General features: G+C 70.3%; 12 protein-coding genes. 3 read left to right on the top strand and 9 right to left on the bottom strand.

The features are described from left to right. Window positions 1-3: 3 nt before the first annotated feature. From ACFYR3_RS06495 to ACFYR3_RS06475, 5 genes are all read right to left on the bottom strand, one after another. The gene (locus tag ACFYR3_RS06495) at window positions 4-969 is read right to left on the bottom strand and encodes a CoA ester lyase (RefSeq protein ID WP_356781998.1); all 966 of its coding nucleotides are present in this window, start codon (window positions 967-969) and stop codon (window positions 4-6) included. Further along, window positions 966-3,014, bottom strand: a complete 2,049-nt coding sequence (locus ACFYR3_RS06490; protein WP_355840281.1) for a protein meaA — start codon at window positions 3,012-3,014, stop codon at window positions 966-968. Before ACFYR3_RS06490 ends, ACFYR3_RS06495 begins: the two co-directional genes overlap by 4 nt. A 9-nt stretch (window positions 3,015-3,023) precedes the next feature. Further along, window positions 3,024-4,361 carry a crotonyl-CoA carboxylase/reductase gene (ccrA, locus tag ACFYR3_RS06485; protein WP_355840282.1) on the bottom strand — a complete coding sequence of 446 codons (1,338 nt, stop codon included), beginning with the start codon at window positions 4,359-4,361 and terminating at the stop codon, window positions 3,024-3,026. A gap of 428 nt (window positions 4,362-4,789) precedes the next feature. Further along, window positions 4,790-5,602 carry a TetR family transcriptional regulator gene (locus ACFYR3_RS06480; RefSeq protein WP_266763821.1) on the bottom strand — a complete coding sequence of 271 codons (813 nt, stop codon included), beginning with the start codon at window positions 5,600-5,602 and terminating at the stop codon, window positions 4,790-4,792. A gap of 136 nt (window positions 5,603-5,738) precedes the next feature. Then, complete coding sequence (locus ACFYR3_RS06475; protein ID WP_355840284.1) at window positions 5,739-7,544, bottom strand: 3-hydroxyacyl-CoA dehydrogenase family protein; 1,806 nt, start codon at window positions 7,542-7,544, stop codon at window positions 5,739-5,741. A 369-nt stretch (window positions 7,545-7,913) separates the two neighbouring features. Between ACFYR3_RS06475 and ACFYR3_RS06470 the strand changes: the two genes are divergently transcribed. Beyond that, window positions 7,914-8,498, top strand: a complete 585-nt coding sequence (locus tag ACFYR3_RS06470) for an adenylosuccinate lyase (protein WP_355840285.1) — start codon at window positions 7,914-7,916, stop codon at window positions 8,496-8,498. Between the two features lie 172 nt (window positions 8,499-8,670). Here the strand turns inward: ACFYR3_RS06470 and ACFYR3_RS06465 are convergent, their stop codons facing one another. The 4 genes from ACFYR3_RS06465 to ACFYR3_RS06450 all read right to left on the bottom strand — a co-directional run bounded on the left by ACFYR3_RS06465 (window position 8,671) and on the right by ACFYR3_RS06450 (window position 12,555). Then, the gene (locus ACFYR3_RS06465) at window positions 8,671-9,207 is read right to left on the bottom strand and encodes a GNAT family N-acetyltransferase (protein WP_355840286.1); all 537 of its coding nucleotides are present in this window, start codon (window positions 9,205-9,207) and stop codon (window positions 8,671-8,673) included. Further along, window positions 9,204-9,602, bottom strand: a complete 399-nt coding sequence (locus tag ACFYR3_RS06460) for a RidA family protein (protein WP_355840287.1) — start codon at window positions 9,600-9,602, stop codon at window positions 9,204-9,206. The genes ACFYR3_RS06465 and ACFYR3_RS06460 overlap by 4 nt, the downstream gene beginning before the upstream one ends. Window positions 9,603-9,662: 60 nt before the next feature. Next, window positions 9,663-11,252 (bottom strand): alpha/beta hydrolase, encoded by a 1,590-nt coding sequence (locus tag ACFYR3_RS06455; RefSeq protein WP_389281786.1) that lies wholly within the window; start codon window positions 11,250-11,252, stop codon window positions 9,663-9,665. A gap of 235 nt (window positions 11,253-11,487) precedes the next feature. Further along, window positions 11,488-12,555: an Rv2578c family radical SAM protein gene (locus ACFYR3_RS06450; protein WP_389281784.1), complete on the bottom strand. Its 1,068-nt coding sequence runs from the start codon at window positions 12,553-12,555 to the stop codon at window positions 11,488-11,490. Between the two features lie 184 nt (window positions 12,556-12,739). On the opposite strand from ACFYR3_RS06450, the gene ACFYR3_RS06445 reads away from it, so the two are divergent. After that, the gene (locus ACFYR3_RS06445) at window positions 12,740-13,183 is read left to right on the top strand and encodes an SRPBCC family protein (protein ID WP_355840290.1); all 444 of its coding nucleotides are present in this window, start codon (window positions 12,740-12,742) and stop codon (window positions 13,181-13,183) included. A 227-nt stretch (window positions 13,184-13,410) separates the two neighbouring features. Further along, window positions 13,411-15,798, top strand: a complete 2,388-nt coding sequence (locus ACFYR3_RS06440; protein WP_389281782.1) for an MFS transporter — start codon at window positions 13,411-13,413, stop codon at window positions 15,796-15,798. The last annotated feature ends 235 nt before the right edge of the window (window positions 15,799-16,033 follow it).

The raw sequence follows: 16,033 nt of genomic DNA, 5'->3' as shown, positions 1-16,033 counted from the left end.
TGCTCAGGCCTCCGGGGCTTCGAACGTGGTCGTGCGCTGCATGCCGGCGGCCCGGCCCTTGCCCGAGATGACGAGCGCCATCTTGCGGCTGGCCTCGTCGATCATCTCGTCGCCGAGCATCGCGGAGCCCTTCTTGCCGCCCGCCTCCGACGTGTAGTAGTCGTACGCGTCCAGGATCAGCTCGGCGTGGTCGAAGTCCTCCTGCGACGGGGAGAAGATCTCGTTGGAGGCCTCCACCTGACCCGGGTGCAGCACCCACTTGCCGTCGAAGCCGAGGGCGGCGGCACGCTGGGCGACCGCGCGGTAGCCGTCGATGTTGCGGATCTGAAGGTAGGGGCCGTCGATCGCCTGGAGGTTGTTGGCGCGCGCCGCCATCAGGATCTTCATCAGGATGTAGTGGTAGGCGTCCGCCGGGTAGCCGGGCGGCTGCTCACCCACGACCAGCGACTTCATGTTGATCGACGCCATGAAGTCGGCCGGGCCGAAGATGATCGTCTCCACGCGCTGCGAGGCGGTGGCGATCTCGTTGACGTTGTTCAGACCCTGGGCGTTCTCGATCTGCGCCTCGATGCCGATCTTGCCGACCTCGAAGCCCATCGTCTTCTCGATCTGCGTCAGCAGCAGGTCAAGGGCTACGACCTGCTCGGCCGTCTGCACCTTCGGCAGCATGATGCAGTCGAGGTTCTGACCCGCGCCCTCGACGACCGTGACGACATCGCGGTACGTCCACTCGGTCGTCCAGTCGTTGACGCGCACGACCCGGGTCTTGCCGGTCCAGTCACCCTCGTTGAGGAACTTGACGATGGTGTGCCGGGCGTCGGGCTTGGCCAGCGGCGCGCACGCGTCCTCCAGGTCCAGGAAGACCTGGTCCGCGGGGAGCCCCTGGGCCTTCTCCAGGAAGCGCGGGTTCGAGCCGGGCACGGCCAGGCAGGATCGCCGCGGACGAAGGCGGTTGACGGGCGTGGTCATGCGGGGACCTCCAGGGGGTCGAGCTTGTTCGCTTTCCGGATCTCGTCGACGATACGGCCGATGATTCCGGTGATGTCGAAGTCCTTCGGTGTGAAGACCGCGGCCACTCCGGCGGCCCTCAGCTGTTCGGCGTCGGCGTTCGGGATGATCCCGCCCGCGATCACCGGAATGTCGCCCGCGCCGGCCGTGCGCATCTTCTCCAGGACGTCCGGCACCAGCTGGGCGTGCGAGCCGGACAGGATGGACAGGCCAACGGCGTGCACGTCCTCGGCCACGGCCGCGTCCACGATCTGCTCCGGGGTGAGCCGGATGCCCTGGTAGACCACCTCGAAGCCGGCGTCGCGGGCCCGCACGGCGATCTGCTCGGCGCCGTTGGAGTGCCCGTCCAGGCCCGGCTTGCCCACCAGGAACCGCAGGTTGCCGACGCCCAGGTCCTTCGCGGTCAGCTCCACCTTGCGGCGCACCAGGGCGAGCCCGGTGCCCTCCTCGGCGGTGACCGCCACGGGCGCCGACGAGACGCCGGTCGGGGCGCGGAACTCGCCGAACACCTCGCGCAGGGCCCCGGCCCACTCGCCGGTCGTGACACCGGCGCGGGCGCACTCCAGGGTGGCTTCCATGAGGTTGGCGGTGCCCTTCGCGGCCTCCTTCAGCCGCTCCAGCGCCTTGCACGGGCGCGGGTGGTTGAAGGGCGGCTGGTAGCGCGTGTCACGCCAGGTCCCCAGCGCGGAGATCACCCGGGCCTCGACCGCCGGGTCGACCGTCATGATCGCCGCGTCCAGGTCGGCCGTGAGCGGGTTCGGCTCGGTCGACTGGAAGATGTTGACGCCGACGATCTTGTCTGTGCCGCCCTCGATACGGGCCCGGCGCTCGGCGTGCGAGGACACGAGCTGCGACTTGAGGTAGCCGGACTCGACGGCGGCCATCGCGCCGCCCATCGCCTCGATGCGGTCGATCTCGGCCAGCGACTCCTCGACGAGGGACGCCACCTTGGCCTCGATGACGTGCGAGCCCTCGAAGATGTCCTCGTACTCCAGCAGGTCGCTCTCGTGCGCCAGCACCTGCTGGATGCGCAGCGACCACTGCTGGTCCCACGGACGCGGCAGGCCCAACGCCTCGTTCCAGGCGGGCAGTTGGACGGCACGCGCGCGGGCGTCCTTGGAGAGGGTGACGGCCAGCATCTCCAGCACGATCCGCTGGACGTTGTTCTCCGGCTGCGCCTCGGTCAGGCCCAGGGAGTTGACCTGGACGCCGTACCGGAAGCGGCGCTGCTTGGGGTCCTCGATGCCGTACCGCTCGCGCGTGATCTTGTCCCAGATCCGCCCGAACGCCCGCATCTTGCACATCTCCTCGATGAAGCGGACGCCCGCGTTCACGAAGAAGGAGATACGGGCCACGACCTCGCCCTTGCGGTCCTCGGCGATCTGCCCGGACGCGAACACCGCGTCCAGGACGGCGATCGCGGTGGACATCGCGTACGCGACCTCCTGGACCGGTGTGGCGCCCGCCTCCTGCAGGTGGTAGCTGCAGATGTTGATCGGGTTCCACTTGGGGATGTGGTTGACCGTGTACGTGATCATGTCCGTCGTGAGGCGGAGGGAGGGCACCGGCGGGAAGACGTGCGTCCCCCGCGAGAGGTACTCCTTCACGATGTCGTTCTGGGTCGTCCCCTGGAGCTGGGTGATGTCGGCGCCCTGCTCCTCGGCGACGACCTGATAGAGCGCCAGCAGCCACATGGCGGTGGCGTTGATGGTCATCGAGGTGTTCATCTGCTCCAGGGGGATGTCCTGGAACAGCCGGCGCATGTCACCGAGGTGCGAGACCGGCACGCCGACCCGGCCGACCTCGCCGCGGGCGAGGATGTGGTCGGGGTCGTAGCCGGTCTGCGTCGGCAGGTCGAAGGCCACGGAGAGCCCTGTCTGCCCCTTGGCGAGGTTGCGCCGGTACAACTCGTTGGACGCCTCGGCCGTGGAGTGGCCGGCATACGTGCGCATGAGCCACGGCCGGTCCTTCTCCCGCCGCTCATAGGCGGTCTGACGCTCTGTCATGGATGGACCTCAGACGTTCCGGAAGCGGTTGATGGCGTCGATGTGCTGGGCACGCTTCTCCTCGTCGCGCACGCCCAGGCCCTCCTGGGGCGCCAGCGCGAGCACGCCGACCTTGCCCTGGTGGAGGTTGCGGTGCACGTCGTAGGCGGCCTGCCCGGTCTCCTCCAGGGAGTAGACCTTGGAGAGCGTCGGGTGGATCTTGCCCTTGGCGACGAGCCGGTTGGCCTCCCAGGCCTCGCGGTAGTTCGCGAAGTGCGAGCCGATGATCCGCTTCAGGGACATCCACAGGTAGCGGTTGTCGTACTCGTGCATGTAGCCCGAGGTCGAGGCACAGGTGGTGATGGTGCCGCCCTTGCGGGTGACGTAGACCGAGGCGCCGAAGGTCTCGCGGCCCGGGTGCTCGAAGACGATGTCGATGTCCTCGCCGCCGGTGAACTCGCGGATGCGCTTGCCGAAGCGCTTCCACTCCTTCGGGTCCTGGGTGTGCTCGTCCTTCCAGAACTTGTAGCCCTCGGCGTTGCGGTCGATGATCGCCTCGGCGCCCATCGAGCGGCAGATGTCCGCCTTCTGCTCGCTGGAGACGACGCAGATCGGGTTGGCACCGCCGGCGAGCGCGAACTGCGTGGCGTACGAGCCGAGTCCACCGCTCGCGCCCCAGATCAGGACGTTGTCGCCCTGCTTCATGCCGGCGCCGTTGCGGGAGACGAGCTGCCGGTAGGCGGTGGAGTTCACCAGCCCGGGGGCGGCGGCCTCCTCCCAGCTCAGGTGGTCCGGCTTGGGCATCAGCTGGTTGGACTTGACGAGCGCGATCTCGGCGAGGCCGCCGAAGTTGGTCTCGAAGCCCCAGATGCGCTGCTCGGGGTCGAGCATCGTGTCGTTGTGGCCGTCGGAGGACTCCAGCTCGACGGACAGACAGTGCGCGACGACCTCGTCGCCGGGCTTCCAGGAGTTGACTCCCGGGCCGGTGCGCAGGACGACGCCCGCGAGGTCCGAACCGATGATGTGGTACGGCAGGTCGTGGCGCTTGCTGAGATCGCTGAGCCGCCCGTAGCGCTCCAGGAAGTTGAAGGTCGACACCGGCTCGAAGATCGACGTCCACACGGAGTTGTAGTTCACGGAGGACGCCATCACGGCGACCAGGGCCTCGCCCGGGCCGAGCTCCGGCACCGGCACGTCGTCCAGGTGGATCGACTTGCGGGGGTCCTTGTCGCGGCTGTTGAGCCCGGCGAACATCTCCGTCTCGTCCTTGTGCACGGTGATCGCGCGGTAGGAGTCGGGGAGCGGAATTGCGGCGAAGTCGGCGGACGTGGCCGTCTGCGACTGAATCGCGTCCAGGATTTCCTTCACGGTGTTGCCTCCGGCGATGCGCGTTCCGAGGGAAGAACGCTGAGGGTTACGTCGGTGCTGCTGAGGGGTGTGCCGTCGGTTCGGCGGAGGTGGTGCTGTGGCAGCGCTGTGGTTGGCGCGGGAGGTTGCCTGTGACGCAGGCGTCCGGGCGCGCAGGCCATGGGGCTTGCGGGGACAGCCGGCGTACGAAGGGTCTCTGCACGCCGGCCGCCCGGACTCCTTCAACGTATGGCACGCCGTGTCACCTGACAAGGCACGGAGTGCCAGAAGTTGCGCTCAGGTGAAATCTTTACGTAACACGTGAGCGATGATCGATCAGGCCGGGCCGCAAAGCACTCAAAACAGGGCACAAAAAACGCCGGACGCGCTCGAAGTGAGCGTGTCCGGCGCGTGGTCGGAGAAGTGGGCCGTCCATGGACGGCGGGTCGCTACGACCGTTCCTTGAGTGCCTGCTCGATGGTGCGCATCACCTGGTCGAGCGGAGCGTCGACGCGGGCCACGGTCACCAGCACGTCCCCCTCGGTGAAGGACGACGCCGGCGCCGGTCGCGGCGCGGTCTCCCGTCCCGCGCCGATCCCGGTGCCGAAGGTCTTGCGGACGATGGCGAAAGCGTGGTCCAACTGCGTCTCCACATCGCCCTGGCCGCCGGCCCGCAGCCAGCGCCGCAGCACGTGGTTGTGGGCCGTGACCACGGCCGACGCGGCGACCTCGGCGAGCAGCGGATCGTCGTTGGCGTCGTCGTCGTGCGCGTGCTCGTCGAAGTGGCCGAGCAGGTAGCGGGTGAAGAGCCGCTCGTAGCGGGCCACGGAGGCGATCTCGGCCTCGCGCAGCGTCGGTACCTCGCGCGTCAGCTTGTAGCGCGAGACGGAGATCTCCGGCTGAGCCGCGTACATCTTCATGACTTCCTTGATGCCGCGGCACACGGTGTCGAGCGGATGCTCGTGCGCGGGTGCCGCGTTGAGCACCGCCTCGGCCCGGATCAGGGTGTCGTCGTGATCGGGGAAGATCGCCTCTTCCTTGGAGCGGAAGTGGCGGAAGAAGGTGCGGCGGGCCACCCCGGCCTGGGCCGCGATCTCGTCGACGGTGGTCGCCTCGTACCCCTTGGCCGCGAACAGCTCCATGGCCGCTGCCGCCAGCTCACGGCGCATCTTGAGGCGTTGGGCTGCCGCGCGACTGCCCGCGGCACTCTCCGGCGCGTCGGGCGTGGCTGGCGTACGTGAGGACTTGGCGGGCTGGGGCATGCCCCGAACGTACTGCATGTGCGCAGGAGAGCGCGCATGTCCGGGGATCCCCCCGCCCTGGACGGGCGGGGGGTATCCGGCGGGGCCGAGGAGTCCGCCCCAGTCGGCGTCGTCCGCGAACGAGTCGCCCGGACGCTCAGCGGCGGGCATATTCGCGGAAGCCGCGGCCCGTCTTGCGGCCGAGGCAGCCCGCGGCCACCAGGTGCTCCAGGAGCGGGGCGGGGGCGAGTCCCGGGTCGCGGAACTCGCGGTGCAGGACCTTCTCGATGGCCAGCGAGACATCGAGCCCGACCACGTCGAGCAGTTCGAAGGGCCCCATCGGGTAGCCGCCGCCCAGCTTCATCGCCGCGTCGATGTCGTCGAGGGAGGCGTAGTGCTCCTGCACCATCTTGATCGCGTTGTTCAGGTACGGGAAGAGCAGCGCGTTCACGATGAAGCCGGCCCGGTCACCGCAGTCGACCGGGTGCTTGCGGATCTTCGAGCAGACCTCGCGCACGGTGGCGTGCACGTCGTCCGCGGTCAGCACGGTCCGCACGACCTCGACGAGCTTCATCGCCGGGGCCGGGTTGAAGAAGTGCATGCCGATCACGTCCTGCGGGCGCGAGGTGGCGCGGGCGCAGGCGACGACGGGCAGCGAGGAGGTGGTGGTGGCCAGGATCGCGCCGGGCTTGCAGACCTTGTCGAACGTGCTGAACAGCTGCTGCTTGATCTCCAGGTCCTCGGCGACCGCCTCCAGCGCCAGATCGACCTCGGCGAAGTCGTCGTAGCTGCCGGTCGGCGTGATCAGCTCCAGGGTCCGCGCCGCCGCCTCGGCCGTCATCCGGCCCTTGTCGACGGAACGGGAGAGCGACTTGCCGATACGGGCCTTGGCGGTCTGCGCCTTCTCCTCGGTACGGGCCGCGAGGACGACCTCGTACCCGGCCTTCGCGAAGACCTCCGCGATACCGGAGGCCATCGTGCCGGAGCCGGCGACCCCGACCGAGCGGATCGTGCGGCCCGGCGCCAGGACGGCACCGTCCAGCGGCGTCAGCGCGTCCCGCACGACGGCGTCGCTGCCCGGGGCGTCGTACGAGTAGAAGCCGCGGCCGGACTTGCGCCCGGTCAGGCCCGCCTCGCTGAGCTGCTTGAGGATGGGCGCGGGGGCGTGCAGCCGGTCGTGCGACTCGGAGTACATCGCCTCCAGGACGGTTCGCGCGGTGTCCACACCGATCAGGTCGAGCAGCGCGAGCGGGCCCATGGGCAACCCGCAGCCGAGCTTCATCGCCGCGTCGATGTCCTCGCGGGAGGCGTACTTCGCCTCGTACATCGCGGCCGCCTGGTTGAGGTAGCCGAAGAGCAGTCCGTCGGCGACGAAACCGGGGCGGTCGCCGACCGCGACGGGCTCCTTGCCGAGTTCGAGCGCCAGGTCGGTGACCGCGGCGACGGCCGTCGGCGCGGTCAGCACCGAGGAGACGACCTCGACGAGCTTCATCGCGGGCGCCGGGTTGAAGAAATGCAGGCCGAGCACGCGCTCGGGGTGGGCCGAGTCGGCGGCGAGGCGCGTCACGGACAGCGCGTTGGTGCCCGTCGCGAGGATCGCCTCGGGGCGCACGATGGTGTCGAGGGCCCGGAAGACCTGCTGCTTGATCTCGTACGACTCCGGGGTCACCTCGATGACGAGGTCGGCGTCGGCGGCGGCCGCGAGGTCGGTGAAGGTGCGGAAGCGGGCGAGGGCGTCCGTGCGCTCCGCGTCGCTCATGTGCTCGCGGCGCACGGCGCGGGCGGTGGAGGCTTCGAGGGTGGCCACGGCCTGGGCGGCCGCGGCTTCGCTGATGTCGATGCCGATGACGTCACGGCCGGCTCGGGCCAGGACTTCGGCGATGCCGGTGCCCATGGTGCCGAGGCCGATGACGGCGACGGTCTTCAGCGGGGACAGAGGGGTGTCGGACAGGGGAGTGGCCATCGCGGGACTCCTGGAAGAGGTGACGTCTGAGGAGCGCACGCGGGTACGCCGACAGGCGCACACCGTGCGGAGGTTGCGGGTGTTTCCGGGCTGACGAGCGCACACGCCCGGTGCCGTCCCGAAGCGCCGACGAACGGGCGCCCTTGGGCGGTGAAAGCCGACCGGCCCTGTCCCGGAGCCATGTCGTACTGAGGTACCTGAGGTACCGAACCGACTGCTCTCACGATGGCTGCGTCACCAGGCCACCGCGAGGTTCGATGCGAGTGGGTAACTCGCTCGTCTGAGCTTAACCCGTCAGTAACGAGCGCGCCAGCCCCCGACTTTGTGATGTACGTCCCCGCACCTCACGGGCCTGCCTAAGCTCGGCCCATGGACGAAGCGTTGCGATCACTCACGGAGCGTCTGCGGACCGAGGCCGGGTCCGGGGCCTCGGCGGCGTTCGAACGTCTTGCGGTGACCGAGGACCCCGACGTGCTGGCCGCCGCGCTGACCGAGCCCGGACAGCCGCTCTGGGCAAGGGAGTTGGCTGCCTTCCGGCTCGGCACGGCCGGGGACCGGCGGGCCTTCGAAGCGCTCGTCCTGCTGCTCAACCACCGCGATCCGCAGCGCTGCGCGTCCGCCGCGCACGCCCTGGCCCGGCTCGGCGACCCGCGTACGGCCCGCGCCGCCGCGGCGCTCGCTACGAACGAGCTGCGGGTCGCCTATGCCCTCCAGCCGGTACGGCTGCTGGTCGAACTGCGCGCGCCCGAAGCCGTACCCGCGCTGATCACCACCCTGGAACGCAGGCTGCGCCCGCACGACCCGTACCGCAGGGTCGCCCTCGCCTGCGCGGAAGGCCTGGGTCTCCTGGGCGACGTCCGCGCGAGACCGGTCCTGAACGAAGCGCTGGCCCACCCGGCGCTCGCGGAGACGGCCGTGCGCGCCTTGGCCCGGCTGCCCAAGGAGCAGGTCTAGGCGCACCTGCTCGTACGTCCCTCCGCTCACGTCGGCCGACGGCGCGCATGTACCGGTGCCTGCGCACGCGGTCCGCCGTCAGCGCGCACCGCCGTCTGCAGCCGGAGCGCGGCGTGAGCCCCAACCGGCTGCCCCTCGGTCGAGACCGGCGCCGGCTCGGACCCGGCCTCCCTCAGCCGAGCCCCGTGCCGGTCAGTACGCGCGCGTAGCGCACCTCGGGCACCTCGACCCCGGCCGCCTCGAAGGGCTCCTCGGCGCCGTCGGGGCAAAAGCCGGCCCGTTCGTAGAAGCGGCGGGCCGTGGTGTTCTCCTTGAGGACCCACAGCAGCATGCGCTCGTGCCCGGCCGCCGCACAGCGGTCGGCGGACTCCCGCAGCAGGGCGCGCCCGACCCCCTGGCCCAGGTGGTCGGGATGCACGTAGATCGCGTACAACTCGACGTCCCCGGCGCGCACTTCGCTGTCACGGTGCGGTCCGTGGCAGGCCCAGCCGACCACGGAGCTGTCCCGCTCCGCGACCAGGTTCACGATGCTGCCGTCGCGCTGTTCGAAGTTACGCCGGCGGCGCGCCGCGTCCTCGGCGACGCTGAGCCCGTCCAGGTACGACTGCGGTATCAGGCCCTTGTACGCGCTCTGCCAGCCACGCACCCGGATCTCGGCCACCCGCGGACAGTCGTCCAGCGTCATCTCACGGACCCACAGCCCGCTCACCCGCCGACCACCGCGAACGCCTCGATCTCCATCAGGAACTCGGGACGGATCAGCGCGGCGACCTGGACCGCCGAGGCGGCAGGAAGACGGTCCGCGGGTATGTGGGCGGCGCGGGCCGCCCGGATCGCGGGCATGTGGGCCATGTCCGTGACGAAGAAGGTGAGTTTGACGACGTCGTCGAAGGTGGCTTCCGCCGCCGCCAGGCACCGGCGCAGATTCTCGAACACCTGGCGGGCCTGCGCCTCGGCGTCACCCTCGCCGACGAGCTTGCCGTCCTCGTCCAGGGGGAGCTGGCCCGACACCGCGACGAAGCGGCCCGTGCCCGTCACGACATGGGAGTACGCGGCGGCGGGGGCGAGCCCGTCGGGGGCGGGGATGCGCGTCGGCCTGCTCATGGGTCCATGGTGGACCATGGGTCCGACAACGCCCCCGACGGGCGTCACCGCGAGGGAGGTTCAGCCCCGGTAGCCGAGCAGTCCGTGCAGCGTCGAACCCCGCGAGGAGGTGGACGCGGCCTTCGTGGCCAGCGGCTTCGGGTCGGGCAGTGTCCTGCACACCGCGTCGGCCTCGCCGCTGCCGTGCGGCACCTTGCCGTTGGTCAGATACGCCGCCAGGTACTTGTCTAGGCAGGCGTTGCCGCTCAGTGTGATGCCGTGGTTCCCGCCCCCCTGCTCGACCACCAGGCTGGAGCCGCGCAGTTGGTGATGGACGGTGACGCCCCCCTCGTAGGGAGTGGCCGCGTCGTTGGTGGCCTGGAAGAGCAGGGTCGGCGGCAGGTGGCGGTTGGAGATGTTCACCGGCCGGAGCGAGTCCGTGGGCCAGAACGCGCACGGCGCGTTGTACCAGGCGTTGTTCCAGGCCATGAAGGGCGCCTTGTCGTACACCGCCCAGTTGTCCTCGCGCCACTGGCGCCAGTCGCGCGGCCAGGACGCGTCACGGCACTGCACCGACGTGTAGATGCTGTAGCCGTTGTCGCCCGAGGCGTCGACGGCGGCGAAGTTGTCGTAGGCCTCGACGAGCGCGTCCGAGTCCTTGCTGTTCACATAGGACGCGAACGCCTCCGCGAGGTAGGGCCAGTAGCCGTTGTAGTAGCCGCCCGGGATGAAGGTGTCCTCCAGCTCGGAGGCGCCCACCTTCTTCTGCGCGGGGTTCTTGGCGAGCGCCGCGCGCATCGCGTACCACTTGGCCTCGACCTTGGCCGGGTCGGTGCCGAGCTTGTAGGCCGCGTCGTTCTTGGCGACCCACGCCAGGAACGCCAGGTGACGGTCGTTGAAGGCGTAGTCCTGGCTGAGGTTGTCGTCGTACCACACACCGGTGGGGTCGACGATGGAGTCCAGGATCAGCCGGCGGACCCGCTGCGGGTAGAGCTTGGCGTACACGGCTCCCAGGTAGGTGCCGTACGAGTAGCCGAAATAGTTGATCTTCTTGGCGCCGAGCGCGCCGCGGATCGCGTCCATGTCCCGGACCGCGCTCACCGTGTCCATGTACGGCAGAAGCTTCGCGTACTTCGTGCCGCACGCCTCGGCGAAGGACTTGGCGCGACTGAGGTTGGCCTTCTCGATGGCCCGGGTGCTCGGGACGGTGTCGGGGCGGACCGGCTTGAAGTGCCCCGGCTTGCAGTCCAGCGCGGGCCTGCTGGCGCCGACCCCGCGCGGGTCGAAGCCGATGACGTCGTACTGCGCCGCCACGGCCTTGGGCAGCGTGGAAGCGACGAATCCGGCCAGCGTGAGCCCGCTGCCGCCGGGACCGCCCGGGTTGACCAGCAGCGGCCCCTGGTACGTCTTCGCGGTGTGCGGGACGCGGGACAGGGCGAGGGTGATCCGCTCGCTGTACGGGTTCGTGTGGTCCAGCGGCACCTTCAGGGACGCGCATTGGAGCGTCGGATAGTCGCTGGTGCCGCACTTCTTCCAGCTGGGTTTCGCGGACGGGGTGGAGGTGGTGCGCGGTGCGGCAGCGGAGCCGGCGCTCGCGTCGGCGGGGATCGAAGTGATCATCCCGGCCAACACGGCGGCCGCCCCGCACAGAGCAGCTGCGCGTTTCTTCACAAGGCCTCCCAGGACGGAGGATTTGAGCCGTGCACGCCACGGCCTTCGCCGTATCGTCCCGGACGGGGGTCCCGGAAGAACGCGTTCCGGGAAGACTCGACCCGATTGGATCGCGGGATGCGCTCGGATGCCGTCAGAAGCGCTGCCTGCGGCCGTCGGGGATCCGACGGTTTCGCGGAAGCGCGCGAACCCCCTGTCGTGCTGGATTGCCGTGCTGGATTGCCGTGATGGATCGTCAGAGCAGCGTCAGCTGAGTCGGTCCGGGTGCCGCGGACGCCGATGGCGCCGTGGGCACTATGGGGACCGCGGGCTCGGGGGCGGTGATCCGGCGCGGCATTCCCGCGCGCGTGGGACCGATGCCGTACTCCTGTGCCAGCTCGTGGACCTGACGGGTGATCCGGCGCTGGTACCACTTCGGGGCGTAGGCGCCCTCCGCGTACAGCCGCTCGTAGCGCGGTACGAGGTGGCGGTGGTGGCGCTCCAGCCAGGCCATGAACCACTCGCGGGCGCCGGGCCGCAGATGCAGCACCAGCGGGGTCACCGAGGTCGCCCCCGAGGCAGCGACGGCCCGTACGGTGGCGCGCAGCTGGGCGGGGTGGTCGCCCAGGAAGGGGATCACGGGGGCCATCAGGACGCCGCAGCCGATGCCGTGGTCCGTCAGGGCGCGGACGACGTCCAGGCGGCGCTCGGGGGCCGGTGTGCCCGGCTCCACGGTGCGCCACAGCTCGGTGTCGGTGAAGCCCACGGAGACGGAGATCCCGACGTCGGTGACCTCGGACGCCTGCCTCAGGAGGTCGAGGTCGCGCAGGATGAGCGTGCCCTTCGTCAGGATCGAGAAGGGGTTCGCGTGGTCGCGCAGGGCCGCGATGATGCCGGGCATGAGCGCGTACCGGCCCTCCGCGCGCTGGTAGCAGTCGACGTTGGTGCCCATCGCGATGTGCTCGCCGAGCCAGCGGCGCGAGGCGAGCTGGCGGCGCAGCAGCTCCGGGGCGTTGACCTTCACCACGATCTGCGAATCGAAGTCGAGTCCGGTGTCGAGGTCCAGATAGCTGTGCGTCTTGCGGGCGAAACAGTAGACACACGCGTGCGTGCAGCCCCGATAGGGGTTCACCGTCCACTCGAAGGGCATGCGGGACGCCCCCGGCACCCGGTTCACGATCGACCGCGCCCGGACCTCGTGGAACGTGATTCCCCGGAACTCCGGAGTGTCGAAGGTCCGCGTCGTCACCGCGTCCGCGCCGAACAGGGCGGCGTCCCGGGCGGGGCCCCCGGCGGGGTCCGCGGTCAGGTTCTCCCAGCGCATGGCGCCTCCTCGATAGCACTGGACAGAGAATAGAACACATGTTCCCTTGATCGTGCGACCTGTTTCCGGCGGCACCCCGCCCGTGTGGCCCGCATCCCCACGGGGACCCCGATTTGGGTGGCCGGGCCGCCGGGTGGTTGGCTGACCGCACACCCCCGAGGAACCAATTGCTGGAGGAAGTGCCATGGCGCAGGTCGAAGCGACGACGGAGCGGGTCATCGCGGCGGACGCGGAGGCGGTGTTCGACGCCCTGGCCGACTACAGCGGCACGCGCCCGAAGCTGCTGCCCGAGCACTTCAGCGAGTACGAGGTGCGCGAGGGCGGCGACGGCGAGGGCACCCTCGTCCACTGGAAGCTCCAGGCCACCAGCAAGCGCGTCCGTGACTGTCTCCTGGAGGTGAGCGAGCCCACCGACGGCGAACTCGTCGAGAAGGACCGCAACTCCTCGATGGTCACCACCTGGCGTGTCACCCCGGCCGGTGAGGGCAAGTCGCGCGTCGTTGTCACCAGCGTCTGGAACGGCGCGGGCGGCGTCGGCGGCTTCTTCGAGAGGACCTTCGCGCCCAAGGGTCTCGGCCGCATCTACGACGCCCTGCTCGCCAACCTCGCGACGCAGACCGAGAAGTAGCCCCCGGAGGCCCGGAGACAGGTGACTCCCGGGGGCCGAGGTGCGGCCCCCGGACGGCGACTTGGCGGGCGCGTCCGCCAAAAGGCCGCGCCCGAGGGCGTGTTGTGCCCTCACCGTTTAGGGTGGATCTCCCCTTCGTATGGCAGTACGCCGTAACTCGTCACGCTTGCTCGCAGTTGTCGCGATTAGCGGGAATTGTGCGATGGGTGCGACGAGGGGAGCGGTACGTGGGCGGGATCACTCTGGTGCAGGACGAACCGGCCGTCGCACCCGCGCGGAAGCCCGCTCCGGTGGCCGCCGAGCCTGTCCGACCGGCCCCGCGCCAGGTGCGGTTGATCTTCTGCGGGCTGATCCCGGCCCTGCTCCTCGCCGCACTTGAGCAGATGATCGTGGCCACCGCGCTCCCGAAGATCGTCGGAGAGCTACACGGCCTCGACCGGATGTCCTGGGCGATCACCGCCTATCTGCTCACCTCCACCGTCGGACTCCCGGTGTACGGCAAGCTCGGCGACCTCTACGGCCGCAAGGGCGTCTTCCAGTTCGCCATCGTCGTCTTCGTCATCGGCTCCGCGCTCGCCGGACGGGCACGGACCATGGACCAGCTGATCGCCTTCCGCGCGGTCCAGGGCATCGGTGCCGGCGGCCTCATGATCGGCGTGCAGGCGATCATCGCGGACATCGTGCCGCCGCGCCGACGGGGCCGGTTCATGGGGCTGATCGGCGCCGCGTTCGGGCTCGCCTCGGTCGCGGGACCCCTGCTGGGCGGCTACTTCACCGACCATCTCTCGTGGCGGTGGTGCTTCTACATCAACGTGCCCTTCGGCCTGGTCACGCTGGCCGTCGTCACCGTCGTACTGAAACTGCCGAAGCCCGCCGTCCGAGGACGTGTCGACGTCCTCGGAGTGGTGCTCCTCGCCGCCGCGTCGACCTGCGCGGTCCTGCTGACCAGTTGGGGCGGCACCGAGTACGCCTGGGGCTCACGGGTCGTCCTCGGACTCGCGGCGGGCGCGGTCGCCACGACGGTGCTCTTTCTCGTCGTCGAGCGCTTCGCGGTCGAACCCCTCATCCCGCTACGGCTGTTCAGGGACCCCGTCTTCAACGTCACCGCGCTCGTCGGTCTGGTCGTCGGAGCCGCACTCTTCGGGGCCGCCGGTTATCTCCCCACGTTCCTGCAGATGGTCGACGGCGCCGGTGCCACGGAATCCGGGCTCCTGATGCTCCCCATGATGGGCGGCATCGTCGTCGCCTCCGTCGTCTCCGGGCAGCTCATCAGCCGTACCGGCCGCTACAAGGTCTTCCCGGTCCTCGGCTGCGCCCTCTCGGCCCTCGGCATGTGGCTGCTCTCCCGCCTGGATGCCGACACTCCCCGGCTGCACTACAGCGTCTGGATGGCGGTCCTCGGCGTCGGCATCGGCATGGTGATGCCGGTCCTGGTCGTCGCCGTGCAGAACTCCGTGCGCGTGTCCGACCTCGGCACCGCGACCAGCGCCAACAACTACTTCCGGCAGATCGGCGGCAGCATCGGCGCCGCCGTCTTCGGCACGCTCTTCGCCGACCGGCTGGCCGACGCGCTCGCCGACCGCCTCCCCACGCGCGCGGGGACGACCCCGGACTCCGAGTCCATCACACCGCAGCTCGTCCACGCGATGCCCGCCGCGCTGCGCGACCAGTACATCGGCGCCTACGCGGACGCCATGCCGCGGATCTTCCTCTACCTCGTGCCGGTCCTCGTCCTCGGCCTGTTCATCGCCTTCTTCCTCAAGGAGAGACCGCTGGTGTCCCACAACGCATCCACCTCCGACCCGGAGGCCGCGCGGATGAACGTCCGCATTCCGCAGGCCCGTTCGGGGTACGCCGCCGGGATCCCCGTCTGCGGCACGGTGCAGCACCCCGACGGCACCGCCGTGGCGCGCGCCGCGCTCACCCTCATCGACATCGGGGGACAGCAGATCGGGCGGGGCGCCAGCGCGGAGGACGGCCGGTACGCGCTGTCCACGCCCGGCGCAGGCTCGTACGTGCTGATCGCCGCGGCAGGCGGCCACCAGCCGCAGGCCGTCTCGGTGACCGTCGGCGAACGGCCGGTGGAACTCGACGTCGTGCTCGGCGGCGCGGGGCGCCTCGCCGGCAGCGTGCTGACCGCGGACGGCACCCCGGTGCGGGACGCCACCGTCACCCTCACCAACGCGCACGGCGAGGTGGTGGCCACCACCCGCAGCGCACGCGAGGGCGGTTACGTCATCACGGAACTGGTGGCCGGCGAGTACACCCTCGCCGCCGGCGCGCCCGCGTTCCGCCCGGCCGCGCTCCCGGTGACCGTCCAGGCGGCCCGGGAGACCCGCCAGGACGTCGAACTCGCGGGTGGCGCCGTGCTGCGCGGCACCGTCCGGGCGGGCGGCGGACGGCCCGTCGAGGACGCGCGCGTGACGCTGCTGGACGCCGCGGGCAATGTCGTGGACACCCTCACCACCGGCCCTGACGGAACATTCCGGTTCATCGATCTGTCGTCCGGCGAGTACACCGTCATCGCGGCCGGCTACCCGCCGGTGGCCACCGTGCTCCAGGTCGCCGGGGGCGGCCGGACGGAACGGGACCTGCAACTCGGGCACGAGGACTGACCCAAGGTCACGCGCGATCCGGGTATGCGGTCCGGGTCGGCGGGCTGGGTGCGCGATGTGGGGACCCGGGCCGGGTACCCGGCCCGGGCCCACGGGCCGGGCGGACCGGAACAACAGGCGTCCCGAGGGGCGCGCCGCGCGCCGGAGCCGCCCCCGCGGAGGTCAATTCACCTGTTGCCACACATCTCGACGGGCCGCCGCCGTACGGTAGTGGGGGCGGCGCAGATCTTGCGGA

This window comes from Streptomyces sp. NPDC005784 (assembly GCF_042871525.1).
Taxonomy (GTDB): Bacteria; Actinomycetota; Actinomycetes; order Streptomycetales; family Streptomycetaceae; genus Streptomyces.
This window is presented reverse-complemented; position numbering and strand designations above follow the sequence as displayed.